This window comes from Spirosoma aureum (genome assembly GCF_011604685.1).
Taxonomy (GTDB): Bacteria; Bacteroidota; Bacteroidia; order Cytophagales; family Spirosomataceae; genus Spirosoma; species Spirosoma aureum.
In genome coordinates this window covers 4,786,875-4,808,985 of the sequence record NZ_CP050063.1, presented here as the reverse complement: position 1 = coordinate 4,808,985, position 22,111 = coordinate 4,786,875, and the positions used below count along the sequence as shown (strand labels likewise).

Genomic DNA, 22,111 nt, shown 5'->3' with positions numbered 1-22,111 from the left:
ACAAAACCATAGTTTTAGCCAAACCTGACGTATATCTATCGAATGAATAATCGGGCAATTCTGCTCACTGACGGCTTATTAGCCACTCCCAATGCTAAAACAGCTCACGGTCTGATCAGGGGGTCGGATCGCTACCAGATCGTGGGTGTGGTCGATATGCCCACGGCTGGACAGGACGCAGGTAACATTCTCGACGGGATATTCCGGAATATTCCCGTTTTTGCATCAGTCGATGAGGCACTTTCGACAGTTGGGCCGGTTTCCTATGCGATCGTTGCCGTGGCAACAAGTGGCGGAGTTTTACCCCAAACCATGCTCACCGGTATTCGCCACAGTCTGGAAAAGGGGTTGTCGGTGGTGAACGGATTGCATGAATTTCTGAGTGAGAAACCCGACCTGGTTGCGCTGGGCCGGCAGTATGGTGGTCAGCTCATCGACGTACGGCGGCCTAAACCCCGGCAGGACCTTCATTTTTGGACGGGTGAAATTAACCAGATTACAGCCCCCATCGTCGCGGTTATCGGCACCGATTGCGCTCTTGGCAAGCGTACAACCACCCGCCTGATCCGGGAAGCCTGTAACCAGCAGGGTATCAACGCCCAAATGATCTATACCGGCCAGACCGGTTGGCTTCAGGGTGGTCAATACGGCTTCATTGTCGATTCGACCCTCAACGATTTTGTATCGGGTGAACTCGAACATGCGCTCGTTTCCTGCTGGCTCGAAACGAGCGCCGATGTATTGCTGATTGAGGGTCAGGCCGCGCTCCGAAATCCCAGTGGGCCCTGTGGCTCGGAGTTTCTGGTTTCGGGTAATGCCCGGTATGCTGTGCTGGTTCATGCGCCCAAACGAACCCATTATGATCATATTCCGGACTGGGGACGCATACCTACCGTTGATACGGAGATTAACCTGATCAATGCCTACGGCTCGACGGTCATTGCCCTCGCCCTCAATACCGAAGGATGCAGTCGAGACGAAGCCTTTGCTTACCAGAAGCAATATACAGAACAGCTTGGTATTCCGGTACTTCTCCCACTGGAAGAGGGCGTAGCACCTATTGTACCTGTTATTCAGACCCTAACCACTGCGGCTCATGCGCATTAAAGCCATCCGCTCCTATTGCCGGGATCTGGCGCTTACGAAACCATATACGATCGCTTATCAGACTATCTCAACAGTCGAGAATGTCTTTCTGGAAATTGAACTGGCAAACGGGATCGTTGGCGTTGGGGCTGCCAACCCATCGCCCGAAGTAGTAGGCGAATCAACAGATCAGGCCTTGCAGAATTTGCAAAGTGAATGGATATTCCGGCTCATTGGGCATGACATCCGGCTATACAACATCCTGCTCGATGATGCCAGTCAGCAGTTTCCGAATGCCCCCGGAACCCTGGCTGCGCTGGATATTGCCCTGCATGACGCCTTTTGTCAATTTCTGGGCATTCCGGTTGTCGCCTTTTACGGGCAGAAAATCCAGTCGTTACCGACATCGGTAACCATCGGCATTATGGATGTTGCCAATACACTGATTGAAGCAGACACCTATTATGAGCAGGGTTTTCGGGTGCTCAAGATAAAAACCGGTTTGAACGTATCCGAGGATATTGAGCGAATCCTGAAACTTCGGGAGCGTTTTCCGCATAGTCTGACCATCCGTGTCGATGCGAATCAGGGGTATTCCTTAACCGAACTGGACGTTTTCCTGAAAGCGACCTCTGCAGCTCAGATCGAACTGATCGAACAGCCACTACGGGTTGGCACTGAACTTGAATTACTTGGTTTACCCAATAACATACGGCGGTTACTGGCGGCTGACGAATCGCTAAAAAATCCTGAAGCGGCTTTGAAATTGGCTCAACACCCCCAACCTTTTGGTATCTTTAATATCAAGCTGATGAAATGTGGGGGTATTCGGTCAGCACTTGCGATTGCCACTATTGCCCGATCGGCTACCATTTCCCTATTTTGGGGTTGCAATGACGAGAGCCGGATCAGCATTACCGCAGCCCTACACGCAGCTTTTGCGTGTGCAAATACCCGTTACATTGATCTCGATGGCAGTCTGGATCTTGCCGAAGATGTTGTTTCGGGTGGTTTTGTTCTCGAAAATGGCGTCATGCGTCCAATTGGTGAAGCGGGTCTGGGATTACGTCGACTGACATAACCTGTTTATCCTACACGAAGCAATGCTCCCCTATTTCCCGTTTGGCCAGCAGTTTAATGACAAAATGGGTACGTATCCGTTGCCCGAAAGCGACTGGCTTATTGAGGTCGATCAACAGTATCAAAACGAAATCACACTTAAACGTCAATTGCTGAGCACGTTACCCCACTACTATTATCAGGCGTTGCCCGGCCACGAACCAGCTCAATGGGAGGTTTTGGAGCTGGTTCTGCAAAATCTGGTCCGGTTTTCGCCTGATTCGTTTACGCTTCATCGAAATGGTAATCAATGGCTTTGGCAAAACCGCATCCTGAACGAGGAAACAACCTTTACCTTCGGTGATATGCGAACATTACCCAAAGACCCGCTCGATTGGGTAGGCCGACAGGTACAGGAAGACCTGACCATTCTGGCGGGTAATGAGGCCACACTAGTAGCCGGACAACTGTGTTTCGGCAATGGATGGTGTCTGGATGAGAAAATTGGGTTGCCCTTCTGGCAGATTCACAGACCCATTGTCCCGATTGTAGAACCCATGATGCTGGCCGCCCAAAAGCTTATGGAACGATTGCCAGTAGGCCGCCCGGTTTGGCGCGCGAACTGGAGTGTGAAAGTTACCGATCAATTGGACATGACAAGCCGCCATACGTCAATGCTCGATAAACTTCTTGCCGAACAAAGTGCCCACATGACGATCGACTCCATCGCAGAACAACTCTATGTCCGCGTTGAACGGCAGACACTTACCCGGTTACCCCGCTCAGGAGCAATTCTGTTCGGCATTCATACTTATCAGAATTTACTCGCTCGTGAAGTAGAAGAACGGCCCGACGCAGCCAAAAGAATGGCTCAGGTATTTAGCACGACTCCAGCCGCAATGATTGACTATAAAGGAATGACTTCGTTTTTGCCCATCTTAATCCGTTACTTGAATAATATACACCCAAGTTATTACAAATCAACTAGTTGAAATAACATAATCAGACCAAATTTACTTAACTTCATGACAAAACTCGCCCGCAGCATCACGCTTAACCAAGCCATTTTACTGGTTGTCAGTGGAATTGTTGGCTCTGGAGTTTTCAAAAAAGTAGCACCGATGGCGGCTGAGTTAGGATCACCGATACTGGTCCTGGCTTGTTGGGTGATGGCGGGTGTTGTTAGTTTGGCAGGTGCCTTAACCTATGCTGAGATGGCGGGTATGTTCCCGCAATCGGGGGGCGAATACGTTTATTTCAGACATATTTACGGTCGCCTGTTTGCGTTTCTGTATGGCTGGGGAGCTTTCACGGTAATGCGCACAGCCACGATTGCCGCTCTCGCGCACATATTCGGTCAATCATTGCTCTCGCTTACAGGTACGCACGGCGCTTCTTCGGAGTTAATCGTAAAGCTCATTGCCTGCTCGCTCATCGTTTTTTTGAGTTTCGTCAATTACCGGGGTGTATCGTTCGCCGAAGGGCTTAGCCGGGCGCTGATTTACCTGACATTCGTAGCGGTCATCATCATTGCTGTTCTGGGGTTTCAATCCCAGACAGGTAGCCTGGCCCACCTTACTCAGCCTGTTCAGGAACCAGTTCTGAATGTACGTGGTAGTTTACTTGGCTCTCTTGTTGTCGCTTCACTCGGTGCATTTTGGGGGTATGAAGGATGGAACCAGATTGGCTATATTGGCGAAGAGATCAAATCCCCGCAACGAAATCTACCGATCGCTCTGGGCGTAGGCACCAGTATCGTGGTTGGCATTTATGTACTCCTGAATGCGGTTTATTTATACGTCCTACCTATTGATAAACTGGTTCAATTTGCCAGCACACCTGATAGAATTGCGGCTGTCGAAGTCGTGCGGCAGGCGGCAGGCTGGGCCGGGGCCACGTTCATTTCATTATTGATCCTGGTAACGACCTCAAACTCAACCAATGCCTCTATACTGATGCCAGCCAGGGTCTTTTATGCAATGGCGCGTGATGGGCTGTTTTTTAAAGCGGCTGCCCGTATTCATCCCCGTTATAAAACACCTTCGGTAGCCATTCTACTTCAGGGTTTCTGGTCGATTGTACTGGTCTGGTCGGGTAGTTTTGACCAATTGACCGATATGCTGGTTTTTGCCTCGTTTATATTTTACGGGGCCACTGCTCTTGGCGTGATTCTGCTTCGCCAAAAACAACCCGACATCATTCGCCCATATCGGGTAATCGGTTATCCGATCGTACCTTTATTTTTCTTAAGTTGCTGTACGTTACTTGTCTTGATGACGCTTATCAATCAGCCCCGCGAAGCGCTAACGGGTCTGGGGTTAATCGCTACTGGTCTTCCCTTTTATTGGTTCTGGTGCAGAAATAGGCCGGTAGTGGTCGAGAATCCGTAAATTTCAGTTCACGTTGGTAGCGGAAATTAGTCATACATTCCGATGTGTCTGAATAGTTTAAGCGAGCCATCTTTTTCCCTCCGCCAGATCCGTAAATCTTTTCCAACCCCAACGCCCGACCAGTCACCATTTCTCACCGTAGCTATGTGACTGGCGTATTCAATAACATACGTTCCCAGATGATCGATGCGATCATTACGTATGTCCAGTTTTTCGAAAATTGGCAAGCCTTTGCAGTGCTCAACCAGAAAAGCATCCAGTTCTTTCTTACCCTTGTATATAGGATGCCCTGTGTAGCAAAACATGCCATCTTCGGCATAAAACTGAGACCATATCCGGTGGTCATGCTGACTAACGGTGGCTTCCATCAGGCGGTTCAGGGCAGCAAGCTCAAAACTTATGTTGTTTGTGATTGGCATGTGTGCCTGTACCGCAACGTCAACTACGGGTATCTCCTTAAATGTCAACTGATCGTCAATCTCCAACGGATGGTTGTAATTCCAGGCATCTGTCATCAACAATATTGTACCATTCGCAGCCTTCTCCCAGATATTGACATACTTACCCTTTAAATCAAAGGCTTTACCGGTACGTTTCTCGTTCATTTTCAGGGTGAAAAGTCCAATTTCTGCCACCATCGATCCAAGGTCATTGACTTCTAGCTCGTTCATTCTAAATTCCTGAACAGCAAATCGTGTCGCAAAAGAGTTGTGGTATAATAGGGCATTACGTTTACCCATGATTGTCTTCTGATACTCGGGCATCAACCGAATCGTTTCGGCGTAATAGGCCTGAATCAGAGATGGATTCTTTTCCAGCATACTCCTCGAAAAATCGGATCTAAATTGCTTTAAAAAAGCGATCGTCTTTTCATCTGCCTTTAAATCCGATTGGGCGAATAAACCCGCACTCTTTAGAATGGTTACTGTTACGAACAAAATGATCCATCTAAACTGTATCATGTCGATTAGCTTCTTGAGAATGTAGGGTGAGTGAGCAATTATTGGTTGACATCAAATACGAGATATCGGGCAAGAAAGGGGAGCACTCGTGCATAGAACCGGCCATTTTCGGTCCAGTTCCTGTTCCAAGGGTTACCCCGATACTCCTCGGCTTCGTGTTCGATTCCCAAATCCTCAAGTTTCCGGCTGAACACTCGATTGGACTGCACATGGTCCTGGTTCGGATCGAAGCGACCCCAGTCGATGGCGATGCCGCGCATGGTTTGTAGATTCTCAACCGACTCGTCGAGTGTTTCTTCGAGATGGAAGCCTCTTTTTGACTTTCTGGTATTTTCGACGTTGAGTTTCGTCTCACCGTTTTCGAGCTCCGTAAAGAAATCACAATAAAACGGAGGTCGATTCATGTTGGGCAGGTAAGCCTGGCTGACGGTTACGAAGATTTGTGCCCGCCCATCGCCTTTCAGATCGGCAAACGATTTCGCCCGATGAATTTTTTTCCAGTCGATGTCAACCGAGGACCAGGGCAAAAAGCCGATTCCGGTAGCTACCGGGTGCAGCGCATAGACCACGCTGAAAAGGTCAGGGCGCACCATCGCCAGCTTTAACACGCCCCGTCCGCCCATAAAGTCGCCAGCCAGCGCACGGCTATCGCGGTGACGAAGGGTACGAAATCGGCCATCTATAAAAGGGACCAGCTCGTCGGTCGTAAAATCGAGCCAGCGGCCACTGACAGGTGAATTTTCATAAATACTGCCGGTCGTTGGTGTGCTGTAATCGGCAACCACGAAAATGAACTCATTTACAACACCATTCGCAAAGCCGCGCTCCAGCAGATTAATGATCGTACCATCTCCAACTAGCTTTTCCGCATTCGTGAAAATACTGTGGCAGTAATAGACGACTGGATAAGACTTGCTGGAATTAGCATAACCTGGTGGCAGATAAACCTTGATATCACGGTTTGTATCAAGGCCAATTCGGTTATCCCGGAGGATGGTTGATGCCAGTTTTTCCGTGCTCAGAGTACCGTGTTTTATTTCCACATTACTGACACGCACCTCCTTAACCAGGTTCTTTGCTACGTTGGGTTGTGCGACTGCATCGTTAGCTATTACATGTAGAAGTGCTACAAGGGCAAGAATGAATTTTGTTCTAGTTATATAGGTATTCATGGTTATGAGAAGTGGGTACAGTATAGTTATCCGGCAAGAAACAGATCGAGTAGTGACAGGATTTACCGTTTCTGATCCTGAAAGGAAAGGCGCTCAGCGACGGTTGGTAACAGACTTATTACTCAAAAAGAAGGCATGATGAATACCAAAAAAAGAATGAATGACGATCGTCGCACTATACTTGACCAACTGCCTGAAATCCAGTAAAACGGACTAGGAATCGGCAGATGCCCCCAATTCTGCTGGTCGTGTAGTTGGGAACGCGTTTCGTCAATTGGTACCTTCCGTTTATCGATCAAAAGCACGAACTCAGCTGGATTTTTGTACTTTCGGAACAGCAACCCCCTTTTAGTCAGCACAGTTAGGTAAAGGTCTCCCGAAAGCCTTACGAAATGAATGTTTTATCAATTCATCAGCCAGAGAAAAACTGGTTTTTTAGATACAAATTATATCACTTGCCGTTCTGGTTTCTGTACCACTACCTATGGTGGGTCGTTACGCTGGGCAACCCGGTAAAAGTCTTCCAGACGATAGTTATCGTACCTTACGCGCTTAAATACAGCTTCTATGTCATTTTTCAGGCATTGGCGGTCTATTTCAACTTATATTTTCTACTTCCGAGGTATCTCGAAAAAAACCGGGTAACCAGCTACATCATCTATTTAACCCTGACGGTTTTGTGCGCTACCCTATGCATTGTCGGGGGCTATTATTTCAGCGCCTACATCAGCGGTAAAACCATTGCAGAACTGTTTGGCAAATCGGCCTGCTTCAATACCTTTTTGGGAAATGCGTTGCCCTCAACAGTTGCCAGTGTGACGCTGGGTATGAGTATTAAACTGACCAAAAACTGGATTCAGACCAGACAGCGGCAACAATTGCTTGAAAAAGAGAAACTGGAAACCGAATTGAAATTTCTGAAAAACCAGTTCAACCCGCATTTCCTGTTTAATACCATCAATTCCATCTTCTTTCTGATTCATAAAAACCCCAATATGGCCTCCGACTCCTTGGCCAAATTTTCTGAATTACTACGGTATCAATTGTACGAATGCAATGATCAGCTGATTCCCCTGGACAAGGAAATCAGCTATCTGGAAAATTTCATTGAACTGGAAAAACTGCGACAGAATACGAACATGCAACTGACGTTCGACATCGAACCTCGCTTTACGGCTCATTTAAAAATTGCTCCTTTTATCCTGATGACCTTCGTTGAAAATGCGTTTAAGCATGTTTCGCGACACAATGACGGGCTTAACTGGATCGTCATTAAATTAGAACTGAATAATCAGCAACTCGATTTTTTTGTGGCTAATAGTACTTCCATCGAGATGGTCAATGATGTGGTTAAGTACGGGGGTATTGGCCTGCAAAACGTGCAACGCCGTTTGGATCTCCTGTATCCGGATCAATATGAGCTGGCTATTCATCAGGACCCGAACCTGTTTGAGGTGAAGCTGCGGCTGACCCTGACGGAATCCATGCAAGCATCACCCTTACCCATTTCCGGCATACCCGTATGAAACTCAATTGTGTCATTATCGATGATGAACCATTAGCCAGGGAGGGACTGGCCAGTTACGTACGGGAAGTGGATTTTTTGCACTTGACCGATACCTGCGAAAATCCGCTTGAGCTCATCACGTTATTGGATCGGCAACCCACGGATTTGATTTTCCTGGATATTCAGATGCCGAAAATGAACGGCATCGATTTTTTAAAAATCGTAGAGCATCCACCCATGGTAATTATTACAACGGCTTACCCCAGTTTTGCGCTGGAAGGTTTTCAGTTAAATGTGCTGGATTATCTGTTAAAACCAATCACGTTCGATCGTTTTTTCAAGTCGGCCAATAAAGCGAAAGAATATCACCGGCTCCTTACCAGATCTGCATCGGCAAATCCACAAAAAGGGGAAGAAAGTAATGATTATTTCTTTATCAAATGCGGGAATAAATACGAAAAAATATACTTCGACGATATTCTGTATGCGGAAGGATTGCAAAACTATGTGACCATCTTTACCAGTAAAAGTAAATACGTAACGCTCCTGAATCTAAAAAACCTGGAGGAGAATTTACCGGATCAATCGTTTATCCGGGTGCATAAATCCTTCATCGTTTCTACGAAAAAAATTGATTCGATCGAGGGGAATGAAATCTTTATCAAAACAAACCGTATTCCAATCAGCCGGAACTATCGCGATCAGGTCATGGCTAAAGTGCTGACGGATAAATTGTGGAAGAAATAACAAAGAACCGTTTAGGTTAGTGGTAAAAAACTGTTGAGCGTTGCTTCTATGTGTATAGAATTATAACGACACCCTTACCAACAGCGACATTGACTCTGTGTTTATGCCCGTCTCTACCATTCGTTCGCTTTGCCTTTCTACAACGTTGATCATGCTGACAATCAGCCTGATGGCTCAGTCAGCCTCGACGCAGGACCAACGGCTAAACTGGTGGCGAGATGCCCGATTTGGCCTGTTTATTCACTGGGGTCCGATCTCGCTTATCGGCAAAGAAATTAGCTGGTCTCGAACTGATTACGGTAAAAACCGGTATGACTCGCTTTACCGGCGATTCAACCCTACCCGCTTCAATGCCAAAGAGTGGGTAGCCCAGGCAAAGGCCGGAGGTATGAAGTACGTTGTGCTCACCGCCAAACACCACGATGGTTTCTGCCTCTGGAACACGAAATCCACAGCGTACAACATCATGTCGGCTCCATTCGGGCGGGATGTCTGCAAAGAGCTGGCCGATGCTGCGCACGAAGCAGGTCTTAAGATTGGCTGGTATTTTTCTCTGGCCGACTGGAAAGACCCCGACTGCCGCAATCCGGCCAGCAACAACGAGTTTGTTGGCCGGATGATGACCCAGCTTACCGAATTACTGACTAATTATGGTACGATTGATCTGTTGTGGTTCGACTATGAAGGCTCACCCTCTCCTGCCAATCCGAAACAGGTTTATGAGCTGGTTCATCGGCTACAACCGGGTATTATTCTGAACAACCGACTGGAAGTCTTTAGTCCCGATGAATCACACAGTCAACCCGGCACCTATGGTGATTATGCAACACCAGAAGGGTTTGTAGCAGGCTTTGGGCAAACTCCCTGGGAAACCTGTACGAATATGGGACACCAATGGGCTTGGAAATTTGGCGATACGCCCCGGAGCCTGAGCGAGTCGGTACACACATTGTTGCGTTGTGTAGGCAGCAACGGCAATTTACTGCTAAACGTTGGCCCCGACAGTCTGGGACAGTTTCCTTCCCTTTTCACAAACCGTCTTTATGAACTTGGTTCCTGGATTAAGCCCCGTTCGGAAGCTATTTATGGCACAGCCGGTGGCCCTTATACACCAACCGATTCTTATGTCTGTACGCAAAAGGCTAATAAAATTTTTCTGCATATTCTGACGGTAACCGATGGAACATTCGTGCTCCCAGCCTTACCTGTACCAATCAAACAGGCTACCTTATTAAATGGCGGTTCGGTAACCTTCCGTCAGCATAAAGAAAATCTGGAACTAGTGATTCCAGTAACCTTGCGCGATTCAATCGCCACAATCATTGCGATCACCCTCGATCGACCGGCGACTACTTTATCACTCATTCGGCCGTTCTCAAAAACGGGTTCGCTGGCCTATACTAAATCAGCCAAAGCGTCCAGCGAACTTAGTACTTTCCTACATAATGCTACTGCAACTGTCGACGATGACCCAAAAACTTACTGGAAATTAGGGCGTCGTAGTGATGTTCACTTTGACAACTATTATGGCACCGACCTTTCTTTTCAATCGGCAAAACTACAGGCGCTATTTAACTCAACTGGCTGGCTCGAAATTGATCTTGGCCAGCCTCAGCGAGTTGGCCAGGTGGTGGTTAATGCGTTCATCCCTGCTAAAACATCAGCTTTAACCCCACAGATCGGACGATTTGCCATTCAATACGAAAAAGATCAGCAATGGTTTACGCTAGCGAGTGGCCAGCAACCCGGTAGCGAGTGGCGAAAGTCCATTACTCCTGTTACGGCAAAACGATTCAGACTGGTTATTCAGGAGTCCGTAGGGAGTATCGGCATCCGCGAATTCCAGCTGTTTCCGCCAGGACCAATTAATTGACAATCAGAGTGTAGTCGATACATTGCCCGCTTTGCCAATTCTCCTTTTTATGCTTTTGACAGCTGTATTCGTGTTTGCTCAACGTGGGCAACCAATTCCGGCCAGAAATGCGTAAAGTGTTCGGCAATCTGGTCATAATAAAGGACCAAATCGGCAATTGCCGTATCCAGACCCGACGGAAAGGCTGTCCGACGCGAAATGCCTTTCAGCGATTGGTCGATACCTTCGGTAGTCTGGTAGCCCGTTACCCAATCATAGCGAACCAGTGCATTGAGCATACGCGCTGCTGGCGTCGGGAAACGGGGTGAAAGCCGCTGAAGGGCAGTATAAAAATACCGGGTAAAATCAGGTAAGGACTCGCCGGTCAACTGATCGAAATTACGAGCTAAAAAATGATCAAAAAACACATCGACAGCCACTCCTGCGTACTTATGGCAGCGCGGATGCAATAGCTCACGGACAGCCGCAACATCGGGATGCGCGTCCGTAAATGTGTCGATTTCGCGGTGTAAGCGAACGCCCGCCACTTCGTCGGGTGTAAGTTTATGCCGCGGATGGGTAGGATCTCCCTTAATGAAATCACCGATAAAATTTCCGATCAATAACCCGTCGTTTCTAGCTGACAGATAACCATGCGCCAGAATATTCATCGTAAAGTCGAATCGCGTTCCGGCGTTCCGGCGGTTTTCTGAGCGTTAGCCGGACCTGACAGGGGCGGTTCGGCCAGTAGCGTTACGCCTTCGCCGGGTTCATACTGTTCAACTGTAACTCCAAACCGGCGCAGGAAATCGACGCCTTCATCCGATGGAATTCCCTTGTATTCAGCATATGAATGGAGGTAGATCACCCGGGCGATTTTCATGCTATAGATTATTCTGGCGCAGGCAATACAGGGCGACAGCGTTACATAAATTGTTGCCCCCTCGATCTCAGAGCCATTTTTGGCAGCATAAAGTATTGCGTTTTCTTCGGCATGCAAGGCCAGCGAACAGGACCCTTTGGAATCGCGGGGACAACCAGCGCCCTGAAATTCTTCATCACAATTGTGCGTTCCTGCCGGTGGGCCATTGTAGCCAATGGAAATGATCCGGGTATCGCGGGTCAGCACCGCGCCAACCTGCGCTTTGATACAATGTGACCGTCGGGCGAGGTTAACGGCCAACTCCATGAAGATATCGTCGAAACGGGGCTTGGCATGGGGTTCGGGCGTATGGGTAGTCAGCAACATTATCGTTAACCGCTTCGGCGGATCAGTGTAGTCTTTATGAGTACGTAAATTTCACTGATTTTATTTTGATAATCGTAATCCTGTTACCCAATCAATAAATTCAAGTCTATAAGGTAATCCATGCACTTACTGGAGTTTCCACCAAATTCGGTACTGAATTCGACTTAAATAGGTTATTTTTATTTAAGTTTGTTCGCATTAGCATACTTTATTTCAACTTTTATGAAAAAGCTTTCCTTTCTTATTTTCTATATATTTTTATCACTGTTTTCATTCGCTCAACCTATTGTCTATGTAACCCCATCTGGATCTGGTACTGGCTCTGGTAATTCCTGGGCTAATTCGCTATCTGGAGCGCAATTAGTTAATCGTGTAGCCATCGCAACGGCCGGAACACAGTTCTGGGTAGCGGCTGGAACGTACAAACCGACTACGACGACCAATCGGGCAGCCTCGTTTAGTATTGCAACAGGGGTATCTGTTTATGGCGGTTTTGCCGGATCTGAGACTAGCCTGGGGCAACGAAATTATACAGCCAATAAAACCATTTTGTCGGGCGATATTGGCATACCCCACGACACAACCGATCATTCAGCTTTACCAGTTTCTCAGGCGGATAACTCATACCATGTTGTTTTTTTTCAGGATGTTGATGCAACTACCCAACTGAACGGATTGACAGTTCGGGAAGGAGTTGCCAATCTGGCAAACGGCCCGACATCCTATCTGCTAGGTCAGGAGGTTCAGGCAAATGATATTGGCAAAACTGGCGGAGGCATTCATAATATCAGCCTGACTAAATGCAGCACACCGTCCATAACTAATTGTACAATCGAGCAAAACAGGGGGAGTTTTGGAAGCGGTCTGTATAGTAGCGGAGGGACATGCGGACAAGGATCTACTTTTCTGATCAGCAATTGCTTATTTAGAGCCAATGAATCCATTGGCCTGGGCAGTGGCGGGGCTATTTATCTTCATAACTTTACCAACACGTCGATCAAGGGATGTTTGTTCCTTGATAACCGCTCATTTTGGGGCGGTGGCGTATTTGTGATTAACTGTAATCCACAAATCACCAATTGCATATTCACCGGGAATCATGCCGGTTTTAACATTGGCGGTAGTGGAGGGGGCCTTTTTGTCGATGCATACAATCAGGACTGTAGTCCGATCCTGTATAACTGCCTGTTTACCAGTAATCAGGCAACAGGAGGTGGGGCTGTATTTACGGGGTCTTTTTTCAATGGCACCAGTACTCCTCGATTCTTTAACTGTAGTTTCACCCAAAACAAGTCGTCATCGAATTCGGGGGGGCTTTTTCCATTCAGGACAGTGCCTATGGCGACGGCTACAATAAACTGAATGACAATAACCTTCCTCATCCCGTTATTAAAAACTGTATCATCTGGGATAATATTTCGTATAAATATGAGTCCATATCGTTTGATTATCAGGCCTTTCCAACGGTTGGAAATTCTATCGTTGGAGGTAACTTTCTCTCGCAGGATTTTGTCAGTGCCCCTCCCGGGTACAATGCAGGCAATAACCTGAATACTGACCCGATTTTTGTCAATCCCGCTACTGGCAATTTCAGGCTGGGTTTAAACAGTCCCGCCATCAACGCGGGTAATCCTGATACAGCGGGTTTACCTGCTACCGACCTTGTTGGGCAATCCCGCGTTCAGGATGGCCGGGTGGATATGGGTGCCTACGAGTCTGCCGCTTGCCGACCTTCAATTTGTGTCCCCTTCATCGTTCAGCGCCGTAGATTATAACCACCCAAAAGCCCGATGGCGATTGCCATCGGGCTTCCTTGTTGTCGAATCTAAATACAAGTATCTGCCGCTGGATCAGGCTGCTATCTTTTTCGACTTCAACCATTCGGGTTTTGTTGTCACCACATTGGCTTTCAATTCATTAAGCATGGCGTAAAGGCCGTAGTACGTTCGGTTTACGTATAGACCATCCTGCGAGCCCCGTGCTACTTTCGACTTTTTCAACTCCTCTACTTTAGACAAATCTTCGGCAAAGGCATATACTTTATTAAAGTAGGTATCATCGCCAAAATCAAACTCGTCGACGGCGAATGGCTCGCCCAGCATGCGGATCATCTGCTTAAACAGATCCGAGAAAAATGCCCGGTCTTTGGGTGAATCCTGTGGAGTTAGAAACTCCAGATTTTCAAAAATCGACTCTGTTAAAGCATTGTTCTCGATGGTGTCAGGATTGACAAGCCGAAAATAATTGTCGTAGTAAAATTCAGGAATGACCTTCACGCAGCCAAAATCGATGACGCCCATTGTTCCATCAGGCCGCATCAGAAAGTTCCCCGGATGCGGATCAGCGTGAACCTGCCGTAACGTATGAATCTGAAAATCGTAAAAATCCCACAGTGCCTGCCCAATCTCGTTCCGAATCGCCTGCGACGGGTTCGTTTTCAGGAAATCTTTTAAGTGAAGTCCGTCCACCCAGTCCATTGTCAGGATGCGTCTGGATGAAAATTCGGGATAGTATTTGGGGAATACCAGGCCCGGTATATGGGCACAGGCTTCCGAAATTTCAATTGAGCGACGGAGCTCTAGTTCATAATCGGTTTCTTCGAGGAGTTTCGATTCTACCTCTCCCATATACCGGTCAATATCTCGCTCATTCAGATTCAGCAACCGAACGGCCAGCGGTTTGGCTATTTTCAGGTCAGAACTCACGGCATCGGCTACGCCAGGATATTGTACCTTCACGGCCAGCTTCTTCCCGTCTTTCCAGGCCAGATGAACCTGACCAATACTGGCTGCATTGACAGCATCAATGTTAAATTTATCGAACAACTGGGTCGGGGTTTTCCCAAAATAAGTCTTGAACGTCTTGACAACCAGCGGACCCGACAACGGTGGCGCTGAATACTGCGCCATGGTAAACTTGTCGGAATAAGCCACGGGTAACAAGCCACGGTCCATACTCAGCATCTGGGCCATTTTCAGAGCAGAGCCCTTCAATTCGCTTAATGCTTCGTAAATATCAGCCGCATTGTCCTTGTGCAATTCCTCTTTCGATAAATCGGGGTCAAGAAGCTTTTTACTATAATGTTTTATATAATTCCCGCCGACCTTCACCCCGGCCTTCACAAACTGGCTGGCACGGGCAACTTTGGTCGTTGGAACGGAGTTTTGGGTTTTCATTTGTTAATGAGTGATTGCGCGACAGGGTGAACAAATGACCGTGTGGAACTGGCTTAGCCAATTAAACACGCTATCGTTCGTACCTCCATTCGCTTATTTATTCTGATAGATAAATTTGGCGAAGTCGAACAGGGTATCGAGCGGAGAACGACCAATAAGATCGAAGGCGGTGTTAACGGCTTTTTCGATAGCGGTATCGGTTTTCTCGAAGTTTTTACTGACATCACGTACCCAGAAATCGAGTAAATAGAGCGTTTGAGCCCATAAAGCATTCGGGTAACGATCGGTAATGAACGGACGTGGTTCTACCTCTTTACTTTCCCGGCCTTCAGCCAAAAGATCGCGGGCATAGTCGAAGAAAGCTTCTTTAAAGGGATTCAGAACCTGGGTTTTAGTCGAAAGGCTGCCGGACAACCTGCCCCGAGCACTGTGTATGCCGCTTTCTGCACGCAGCCGCCCAAAACTATAGACAACAAAACTGCGCTGTGCTTTGAGTAACTCGATCCAGGTATAATAAAAGGCAAGCAATTTTTCCCTGACCGAATAACCTTGGTAGGTATCGTCAGCCTCAACGGTTGCTTTTGCCTGGTTAAAGAACGTTAACCAGATATCAGCTTCTATTGCATCAAACGATGCGTAGTCGTTATAAAAGTCAGCCTCGGCCAGCTTTAGTTTCCTGGCAAACTGAAAGACGGAGGTGGGTTGTTTTCCATTTTCCAGTACGTACTCGGTGTACGCCTTACGGATTTTTTCGAGCGTTTCCATATACTTGGCTAACGGACTGTTTGCGAGAAAAGTTTTGGCTTATTTCCGTTAAATTAAAGGCTTTTCTGGTTTATTACCTGGCAAATGGGCAGGCGAAGCTTCTCGCATTTGGATAAACTTTTTTTACCTGCTTCATACTCTGTCTGTCCCCTATTTGACGATTCACAAGCAATCTTACTGGTTTTTATTGGCCTATTTCCAGAGTTGGCAGGAACCATTCGTTCACTTGTTGTACAATTCTTTTAATTTTTACCGAACTTCGTATTTCAATAACTGTACTTGTTTAGCAAACAATCATCATGAAATTCCGAATTCGTTTAACCACATTGATTTCTAGTATATGCCTGAGTGCTGGCCTACTCTTTGGCCAGCAGAGCTTTGGTCAGTATGGGGGCTATGGTGGTGGATACGGCGGTGGGTATGGCGGCCGGATGGGTGGCGGTATGGGACAAAATATGCCCAGTTCTCCTCCACGGGCTTCAATTCCCAATATAGCCGGGGATATGGCCAATAAAGAAACGAAGTGGTTGAAAGAAAACCTGTCTTTATCCAAAGACCAGCTAAAAGCCGTTAAATCCCTGAATAACGAATACGCCAGCCAACAGCAGGACGCCATTAAAGATATCGTTGGCACGGGTGGAGGACGCCCATCTCCCGAAACGATCAAACAGATTCAGGATATGATGCTGATGATGAACGAAGAAAAAGAGGATAAACTTCATCCAATCCTAACCAACGATCAATGGGCTCTCTATCAGTCTAAAAAAGAAGACATGAAGAAGGAAATTGGGGGGTTCCGTCCACCAGCGCCAAAGAAAGATTCGCTAACTAAGGCGGTAAACTAGTGATAAATGGAGTGATCGTGTATCACTTCTGTTTACACGCTATCACTCTAATTCTCTAACATACGCTCCCATCTGACGTACGGAGTAACAGCTAATTCCACGCGGCCGGGCTTCAGTCAATAGTCTGTCAGTCAGCGGTGTTTTGTTCGAATCATCAAAAATAATGTGCCGGGCCACTACCCGTCCATTCAGTTGATTCCAATCGTGCAGCGCGTTTCGGCGGATAATCAGGTAATCGATAACCGCAGGCAATCGCCATCGGTTTCGGCCCGTCAGTTTATTGACCAGTAAAAGCGTTTTTCCCTGCCAGACCCATAAAGCGTACTCGCTGGTCTGGTAAAACGTGGAAACTCGTTTCGATCCTGACGAGTTGAAACGACTGTATTGTGCAGAAGCCCGATTAAGTCGCGAAACGCCCCATTGGCCGAATGTATTCCTAAGGTAGAAATCAAACGAGCGAGTGTCAGCCGAATCGAGGTCGGTCAGCAGCGTACTTTCGTGGCCAGAAGTCAGGCTAACTGCTGTTCGATGAGGCAGAAAATGAACGGCGAGTCGTTGCTGGTGAGCCTGCTCATAGTCACTCCAGAGCATTGCACCGGAAAGTAGTAATGCACTCATGCATGTAGCCCACAAAAAGGCTCGATGACGAGTCATGACCAGTGCAACACCACACAATAGTACGGCATAGGTAAGCAGCATTGCTACTGGTGTCAGCCATAAACCATCCCAGGCCGCTCCAGGAAGCTGACCGGTTTGTGTTACGGCATAGTTTAAAAGCCAGGCCGTTTTCTGCAAAAGCCAGCCCAACCAATCAGCCAGATAAGGCACCCAGCTAAACGCCAGCGTTGCCATAGCCAGTGGCAATAAAATCTCCGACATGATAATTACGACCGGATTTGCCACCAGAAAATAAGTCGGAAACTGGTGAAAATAGAACACTCCGAGCGGAAAGGTAACGAGTTGCGCCACGATAGCCACTGTCGTTAGCTCCCAAAGTCGATTCAACCATTTATTACGAAATGTAAACAATTGGTTTAGTGATGATTGCCAGGCACCAATTCCTGCCACTGCCAGATAGGACAGTTGAAAACCGGCGGAGAACAAGGCATAAGGATCGAAACATAGGATAAAAAAAGCCGATGCACCTAGCGTATTCATTAGTTGCTGTTGCCGACCGAGCGCATTAGCCAGTATGAGCAGCGTAAACATACCCGCCGACCGAAGTACGGGTGGTGAAAATCCTGTAACGAGGGCATAGAACCACAAAATCACCAATTGCAGTACTGCCATTATGATTTTTCCCCTTGGTCGTTTAATCAGAAAGCTCAGGATGTAAGTCAGAACGGCAAAGAGAATGCCGACGTGCAATCCTGACACCGACAAAATATGAACTGCCCCAGCCGCTGAATAAGCCCGATACAAATCCGCGTCCAGATCGTCGCGAATGCCCAGAATCATGGCATTAACAATACCGTATTCAGCGCGGGAGCCAACTTGTTGAGTAAAAACGCTGTCGGCCCAACGATTAACAACAGTAGCCAGTTTTGTTACCGGATTAGGGGGATCATTACCCACAACCGTTCGTTGATAAGGGCGCAGGTACTGCTGATGATAGATGTTCCGGTAGCTAAGGTAGCGTTTGTAATTAAACTCACCGGGGTTAAGTGGAGGATCGATTGGCCGGGGTGAGCCCGAAACAAGCCATATTTCTCCATAACGGGGCATCCGCTGGCCAGCTTTATCGAGGTACACGATAACCCGACCGCTGATCGATTGCCAGTGGTCACGACCCGTCTTAACAGCCCATTCGCCCTTAGTCATTTCCAGCTCAACGCGGTATGTTCTGGCTCGTTCTTCAGGTTGCGATGCGACTACACCTACATAAGCGCGTAATGATTCACGGAGATGAATACTATTATCGGAACGATTGCTGTCCGTATGCAGGTAGGCAATAGACCAACCCAAGGCGTTAAGTATTAACAACCCTCCAAGGCCTTGCTTGATCTGGATGGGCTTTATAGTCTGATTCGAATGGCGGAGAAATGCCCAACCGAATAGCCCTGTTCCCAGAACTATAGCCAGCAACGGAATAAAAAAGAAATCCGGGAATTGCACATACAGAACAATCCCTGAAATCAACCCTGCCGCATACCGAACAAATGGTTGGCCTCGTGTGCCCAGACCGTTCATTCTTTCGTATAGGCTGAACCGGGTAACACCATTTTATAGTGCTGAATACCAGCCTCTTCGAACATCGGCCCAACGGGTACAAACCCAAAACCCGTATAAAGAGGCATGGCGGTTAACTGGGCATGCAGGTAAATACGTTCGATTGGTTCGGGCTGTTGGCTAAATACATCATCAAGGACGGCCCGAACAAGCGCCTTGCCAACGCCCTGCCCCCGAAACGCCTGAAGAACGGCGAAACGCTCTAACTTAACACCGTTAGATGTGCGTCTCCAGCGGGCAGTACCGCAGGGTTCACCATCGGCGCGAGCCAGAAAATGTGTACTGGTTGATTCAAATTCGTCATATTCCTCCTCAGATCGCACCTTTTGCTCCTCAACAAAAACGGTTCGTCGTATGGAAAAAGCAATTTCCAGCTCCTTAGGATTTGATATTGGTAAAACAGCTATCATAACTTGCCAGTGTTGTAATTTTTCGGGTTACGGTTGCCAAGTATACGATTTATTCTGATAGTTCAGTGCTCGAAATAAGCTTTAAACCATTGCTCAGGCAATCTTTCTACTGAATCAGTAACCGTTTGCTGGAGGATTCACTACCCGTCTTGACCCGTACGACATACAATCCAGTCGTTAATCCACCGATGGGAATAGTTACGCGCGTACTGGGTGCATCGGCGTAATTAAGTGCACGTAACTGCCGGCCACTCATGTCAAAAAGTTCAACCGAAAACGATTGAAATCCCTTTAACTGCACATCTACAGTCGGATCAGACGCTGCCGGGTTCGGATACAGGTTAATGGTCAATGTTTCTGTTTCAGGCAGAGCTGCCACAGACCGGAGAAGTTTTACCCGGCGCGGGCTGAACTGCAACACGGCCCTCATCCGATCGACCTGCCCCTTCGTAAACAGATTCATGCACGCATCCGGTGAATAATCCATGTAATCTTCGGTCAGATCACGGGTCTGTTTACCATTCACACAGGTCGAAAACGTTGTTCGGCATTGTGTCGTTTGATTCGGTGATTTTGTTGGAGGGGTATCGGCTACGTAGTCTTCGGCACAACCATCGCCATCTCCCCAGGTATGAATCAACCCCAGCCAGTGGCCGATTTCATGGGTTGCCGTACGGCCCAATGAGTAAGTAGAACTGGTTACTGTACCTATTTTTCGGCCAAAATACCGATAATCAATCATCGAGCCATCCACAAACTCATTCGAATCACCAGGTAAGCCCTTGATCGTATCGGCCGCCGTCGGAAACTGGGTATAGCCCAGGTAGTTGTTTTGTAAGGTTGTCACCCAGATGTTCAAATAGCGGTCACTTGGCCAGTAAGCAATCTGCGAAAGGAGTACATCATCCGAAAAGATATCAAACGATGATTTCTGGGCGTAATAATGTCGGGTAATTCCCGTCGTTGGCTGACCATTCGGGTCAGTCGTTGCGAGGAAAAATTCAATTTTAGCATCGGCTCCTATCGTGCTCGAATTAAAGCCGTTCGTGCCTTCTTTACGACGATAATCTTCGTTAAGAACCTGAATTTGCGAGGCAATCTGCTCATCGGAAATATTCGGATTGTTGGCCCCGCCAATCTGGCCGGATGCATTACTATGCACCACATGAACAACAATTGGAATCCGGTAAACCGTCTCATCGGCAGCCTGTCGAAGCGAACTACCGTTCGTTTCTGCTTCCTGAATTCGGCGGTTCAGTTCATTAATTTGCTGAAGTCGGTTCGGGTTTCGAACCTGCAAAACCATTTTTTCATAATCGCTGGTGCCACACCGCTTTAGATCCGAGTCTCCTGGTGTCTGTGCCAACGCTGGCGACATCAGAAAGTACATAAAAGAACCGGCCAGCCATAGCCAGTCGGTTCTTAGAAACGTGTTCGTCAGGCTATTGCCCTGCTTTTTCATATGCTGTGATAATTTCCCGCACAAGCCGATGCCGCACAACATCGCGACCGTCAAGTTCGACGAAAGCGATTTCCTTTATCGATTTCAGAATCTCAACAGATTCAATTAGTCCTGATTTCTGCCGATTGGGCAGGTCAATCTGTGATCGGTCGCCGGTGATGATTGCCTTCGACGATGGACCCATCCGGGTCAGAAACATCTTCATCTGCATCGGCGTCGTGTTCTGCGCTTCATCGAGCAGAATAAACGCATTGTTGAGCGTTCGGCCACGCATGTAGGCCAGTGGAGCGATTTCGATGATTCGATTTTCGGTATAAAACTTCAGCTTTTCAGCCGGAATCATATCATCGAGTGCATCATAAATAGGCCGCAGGTAGGGGTCTATCTTTTCCTTCAGATCACCCGGCAAAAAGCCCAGGTTTTCGCCTGCTTCAACGGCGGGGCGCGTAATGATGATTTTCTTTACTTCCTTATTTTTGAGCGCCCTGACCGCAATGGCTACAGCGGTGTAGGTTTTACCTGTACCGGCCGGACCGATGGCAAATACCAGATCGTACTTCTCGGCCGCTTCAACAAGACGTTTCTGATTATCGGTTCTTGCACGTACGACGACGCCACGATTGCCATAAACGAGCACTTCATCATCATCAGGCAGCGCTGGCAGTATTCCCCCGTTACTACCAAGAGGCTGACCGCTATGACTGATGTAGTTCTGCACGTTTTCCTGAGTGATTTTGCCGTACTTTTGATAATGTTCCATCAGCGAATCCAGAATATCACTGATGCGGGTTATCTCGGGCGTAGTGCCTTTGATCCGGATTTCGTTACCGCGTGAAATGATTTTGCTCATAGGGAACGCAGCAGCCACTTCTTTAATGTTGTGGTTCTCTACACCCAGAAAGTCGATGAGCGAGACATTGTCGAGGGTGATGACTTTTTCGACCAAACGATAGTTAGCGTTTAAAATGTGATTCCGAAAAGTAAGCGATTTCTCTTCTTCTACAACACATTTCGCCAAAAAATTATTCGTATATACTAATTTCTTACCGAGTGCGCCCTGTGGATAAAAATGGATGCATTTGTGTGAAGAAATTGCTACCTTGCTGACACTCAGCCTCCTGCCGTTTTTCATATCCTATACGCGAAAATGCCCCTCTACCGTTGCGCAAAAAAAGTATTTTTTTTTCAGGCTGGTAGTGC

The 22,111-nt window shown here is 47.5% G+C and carries 20 protein-coding genes; 10 read left to right on the top strand and 10 right to left on the bottom strand.

Annotated elements, in window-relative coordinates:
- The first annotated feature begins 42 nt into the window (after positions 1 to 42).
- From G8759_RS18970 to G8759_RS18955, 4 genes are read left to right on the top strand one after another with little or no spacing between them, the layout of a single operon-like run.
- The gene (locus G8759_RS18970) at positions 43 to 1,107 is read left to right on the top strand and encodes a DUF1611 domain-containing protein (RefSeq protein WP_167210808.1); all 1,065 of its coding nucleotides are present in this window, start codon (positions 43 to 45) and stop codon (positions 1,105 to 1,107) included.
- Entirely contained in the window at positions 1,097 to 2,167 is a 1,071-nt protein-coding gene (locus tag G8759_RS18965; protein ID WP_167210805.1) for a dipeptide epimerase, read from the top strand. Before G8759_RS18970 ends, G8759_RS18965 begins: the two co-directional genes overlap by 11 nt.
- Before the next feature lie 22 nt (positions 2,168 to 2,189).
- A complete protein-coding gene (locus G8759_RS18960) occupies positions 2,190 to 3,137 on the top strand; it encodes a heme-dependent oxidative N-demethylase family protein (protein WP_167210802.1) in 948 nt (315 codons plus the stop codon).
- 33 nt (positions 3,138 to 3,170) lie between these two features.
- The gene (locus G8759_RS18955) at positions 3,171 to 4,535 is read left to right on the top strand and encodes an APC family permease (protein ID WP_167210799.1); all 1,365 of its coding nucleotides are present in this window, start codon (positions 3,171 to 3,173) and stop codon (positions 4,533 to 4,535) included.
- Positions 4,536 to 4,561: 26 nt separating this feature from the next.
- On the opposite strand, the gene G8759_RS18950 is transcribed toward G8759_RS18955, so the two are convergent.
- Entirely contained in the window at positions 4,562 to 5,497 is a 936-nt protein-coding gene (locus tag G8759_RS18950; RefSeq protein WP_167210796.1) for a nuclear transport factor 2 family protein, read from the bottom strand.
- Between the two features lie 38 nt (positions 5,498 to 5,535).
- A complete protein-coding gene (locus tag G8759_RS18945) occupies positions 5,536 to 6,669 on the bottom strand; it encodes an alpha/beta hydrolase-fold protein (protein WP_167210793.1) in 1,134 nt (377 codons plus the stop codon).
- 392 nt (positions 6,670 to 7,061) lie between these two features.
- On the opposite strand from G8759_RS18945, the gene G8759_RS18940 reads away from it, so the two are divergent.
- From G8759_RS18940 to G8759_RS18930, 3 genes are all read left to right on the top strand, one after another.
- Positions 7,062 to 8,195, top strand: coding sequence for a sensor histidine kinase (locus G8759_RS18940; protein WP_167210790.1), 1,134 nt, complete (start codon positions 7,062 to 7,064; stop codon positions 8,193 to 8,195).
- A complete protein-coding gene (locus G8759_RS18935; RefSeq protein WP_167210787.1) occupies positions 8,192 to 8,923 on the top strand; it encodes a LytR/AlgR family response regulator transcription factor in 732 nt (243 codons plus the stop codon). Before G8759_RS18940 ends, G8759_RS18935 begins: the two co-directional genes overlap by 4 nt.
- A gap of 103 nt (positions 8,924 to 9,026) precedes the next feature.
- Positions 9,027 to 10,796: an alpha-L-fucosidase gene (locus G8759_RS18930; RefSeq protein WP_232073870.1), complete on the top strand. Its 1,770-nt coding sequence runs from the start codon at positions 9,027 to 9,029 to the stop codon at positions 10,794 to 10,796.
- A gap of 47 nt (positions 10,797 to 10,843) precedes the next feature.
- On the opposite strand, the gene G8759_RS18925 is transcribed toward G8759_RS18930, so the two are convergent.
- Both G8759_RS18925 and G8759_RS18920 read right to left on the bottom strand, forming a co-directional pair.
- Positions 10,844 to 11,446, bottom strand: a complete 603-nt coding sequence (locus tag G8759_RS18925; protein ID WP_167210784.1) for an acyl carrier protein phosphodiesterase — start codon at positions 11,444 to 11,446, stop codon at positions 10,844 to 10,846.
- Positions 11,443 to 12,024: a deoxycytidylate deaminase gene (locus G8759_RS18920; protein ID WP_167210781.1), complete on the bottom strand. Its 582-nt coding sequence runs from the start codon at positions 12,022 to 12,024 to the stop codon at positions 11,443 to 11,445. The genes G8759_RS18925 and G8759_RS18920 overlap by 4 nt, the downstream gene beginning before the upstream one ends.
- A 222-nt stretch (positions 12,025 to 12,246) precedes the next feature.
- Here G8759_RS18920 and G8759_RS18915 point away from each other — a divergent pair, with 222 nt between their 5' ends.
- Complete coding sequence (locus tag G8759_RS18915) at positions 12,247 to 13,386, top strand: right-handed parallel beta-helix repeat-containing protein (RefSeq protein WP_167210778.1); 1,140 nt, start codon at positions 12,247 to 12,249, stop codon at positions 13,384 to 13,386.
- Positions 13,323 to 13,799: a choice-of-anchor Q domain-containing protein gene (locus G8759_RS36435; RefSeq protein ID WP_394353329.1), complete on the top strand. Its 477-nt coding sequence runs from the start codon at positions 13,323 to 13,325 to the stop codon at positions 13,797 to 13,799. Before G8759_RS18915 ends, G8759_RS36435 begins: the two co-directional genes overlap by 64 nt.
- Positions 13,800 to 13,874: 75 nt before the next feature.
- On the opposite strand, the gene G8759_RS18910 is transcribed toward G8759_RS36435, so the two are convergent.
- Positions 13,875 to 15,200 (bottom strand): ABC1 kinase family protein, encoded by a 1,326-nt coding sequence (locus G8759_RS18910; protein WP_167210775.1) that lies wholly within the window; start codon positions 15,198 to 15,200, stop codon positions 13,875 to 13,877.
- Between the two features lie 93 nt (positions 15,201 to 15,293).
- Entirely contained in the window at positions 15,294 to 15,965 is a 672-nt protein-coding gene (locus G8759_RS18905; RefSeq protein WP_167210772.1) for a TetR/AcrR family transcriptional regulator, read from the bottom strand.
- 299 nt (positions 15,966 to 16,264) lie between these two features.
- Here G8759_RS18905 and G8759_RS18900 point away from each other — a divergent pair, with 299 nt between their 5' ends.
- Entirely contained in the window at positions 16,265 to 16,810 is a 546-nt protein-coding gene (locus G8759_RS18900; RefSeq protein WP_167210769.1) for a hypothetical protein, read from the top strand.
- Positions 16,811 to 16,852: 42 nt separating this feature from the next.
- On the opposite strand, the gene G8759_RS18895 is transcribed toward G8759_RS18900, so the two are convergent.
- The 4 genes from G8759_RS18895 to G8759_RS18880 all read right to left on the bottom strand — a co-directional run bounded on the left by G8759_RS18895 (position 16,853) and on the right by G8759_RS18880 (position 21,857).
- The gene (locus G8759_RS18895; RefSeq protein WP_167210766.1) at positions 16,853 to 19,000 is read right to left on the bottom strand and encodes a ComEC/Rec2 family competence protein; all 2,148 of its coding nucleotides are present in this window, start codon (positions 18,998 to 19,000) and stop codon (positions 16,853 to 16,855) included.
- Positions 18,997 to 19,449 carry a GNAT family N-acetyltransferase gene (locus G8759_RS18890; RefSeq protein WP_167210763.1) on the bottom strand — a complete coding sequence of 151 codons (453 nt, stop codon included), beginning with the start codon at positions 19,447 to 19,449 and terminating at the stop codon, positions 18,997 to 18,999. The genes G8759_RS18895 and G8759_RS18890 overlap by 4 nt, the downstream gene beginning before the upstream one ends.
- A 106-nt stretch (positions 19,450 to 19,555) precedes the next feature.
- Complete coding sequence (locus G8759_RS18885; protein WP_167210760.1) at positions 19,556 to 20,911, bottom strand: M43 family zinc metalloprotease; 1,356 nt, start codon at positions 20,909 to 20,911, stop codon at positions 19,556 to 19,558.
- A complete protein-coding gene (locus tag G8759_RS18880; RefSeq protein WP_167219104.1) occupies positions 20,892 to 21,857 on the bottom strand; it encodes a PhoH family protein in 966 nt (321 codons plus the stop codon). Before G8759_RS18880 ends, G8759_RS18885 begins: the two co-directional genes overlap by 20 nt.
- Positions 21,858 to 22,111: the final 254 nt, after the last annotated feature.

What these genes read in the sequence shown, in the direction of transcription:
- G8759_RS18970 (WP_167210808.1), top strand. Translation starts at nt 43, where the DNA reads ATGAATAATCGGGCAATTCTGCTCACTGACGGCTTATTAGCCACTCCC.
- G8759_RS18965 (WP_167210805.1), top strand. Translation starts at nt 1,097, where the DNA reads ATGCGCATTAAAGCCATCCGCTCCTATTGCCGGGATCTGGCGCTTACG.
- G8759_RS18960 (WP_167210802.1), top strand. Translation starts at nt 2,190, where the DNA reads ATGCTCCCCTATTTCCCGTTTGGCCAGCAGTTTAATGACAAAATGGGT.
- G8759_RS18955 (WP_167210799.1), top strand. Translation starts at nt 3,171, where the DNA reads ATGACAAAACTCGCCCGCAGCATCACGCTTAACCAAGCCATTTTACTG.
- G8759_RS18950 (WP_167210796.1), bottom strand. Translation starts at nt 5,497, where the DNA reads ATGATACAGTTTAGATGGATCATTTTGTTCGTAACAGTAACCATTCTA.
- G8759_RS18945 (WP_167210793.1), bottom strand. Translation starts at nt 6,669, where the DNA reads ATGAATACCTATATAACTAGAACAAAATTCATTCTTGCCCTTGTAGCA.
- G8759_RS18940 (WP_167210790.1), top strand. Translation starts at nt 7,062, where the DNA reads ATGAATGTTTTATCAATTCATCAGCCAGAGAAAAACTGGTTTTTTAGA.
- G8759_RS18935 (WP_167210787.1), top strand. Translation starts at nt 8,192, where the DNA reads ATGAAACTCAATTGTGTCATTATCGATGATGAACCATTAGCCAGGGAG.
- G8759_RS18930 (WP_232073870.1), top strand. Translation starts at nt 9,027, where the DNA reads ATGCCCGTCTCTACCATTCGTTCGCTTTGCCTTTCTACAACGTTGATC.
- G8759_RS18925 (WP_167210784.1), bottom strand. Translation starts at nt 11,446, where the DNA reads ATGAATATTCTGGCGCATGGTTATCTGTCAGCTAGAAACGACGGGTTA.
- G8759_RS18920 (WP_167210781.1), bottom strand. Translation starts at nt 12,024, where the DNA reads ATGTTGCTGACTACCCATACGCCCGAACCCCATGCCAAGCCCCGTTTC.
- G8759_RS18915 (WP_167210778.1), top strand. Translation starts at nt 12,247, where the DNA reads ATGAAAAAGCTTTCCTTTCTTATTTTCTATATATTTTTATCACTGTTT.
- G8759_RS18910 (WP_167210775.1), bottom strand. Translation starts at nt 15,200, where the DNA reads ATGAAAACCCAAAACTCCGTTCCAACGACCAAAGTTGCCCGTGCCAGC.
- G8759_RS18905 (WP_167210772.1), bottom strand. Translation starts at nt 15,965, where the DNA reads ATGGAAACGCTCGAAAAAATCCGTAAGGCGTACACCGAGTACGTACTG.
- G8759_RS18900 (WP_167210769.1), top strand. Translation starts at nt 16,265, where the DNA reads ATGAAATTCCGAATTCGTTTAACCACATTGATTTCTAGTATATGCCTG.
- G8759_RS18895 (WP_167210766.1), bottom strand. Translation starts at nt 19,000, where the DNA reads ATGAACGGTCTGGGCACACGAGGCCAACCATTTGTTCGGTATGCGGCA.
- G8759_RS18890 (WP_167210763.1), bottom strand. Translation starts at nt 19,449, where the DNA reads ATGATAGCTGTTTTACCAATATCAAATCCTAAGGAGCTGGAAATTGCT.
- G8759_RS18885 (WP_167210760.1), bottom strand. Translation starts at nt 20,911, where the DNA reads ATGAAAAAGCAGGGCAATAGCCTGACGAACACGTTTCTAAGAACCGAC.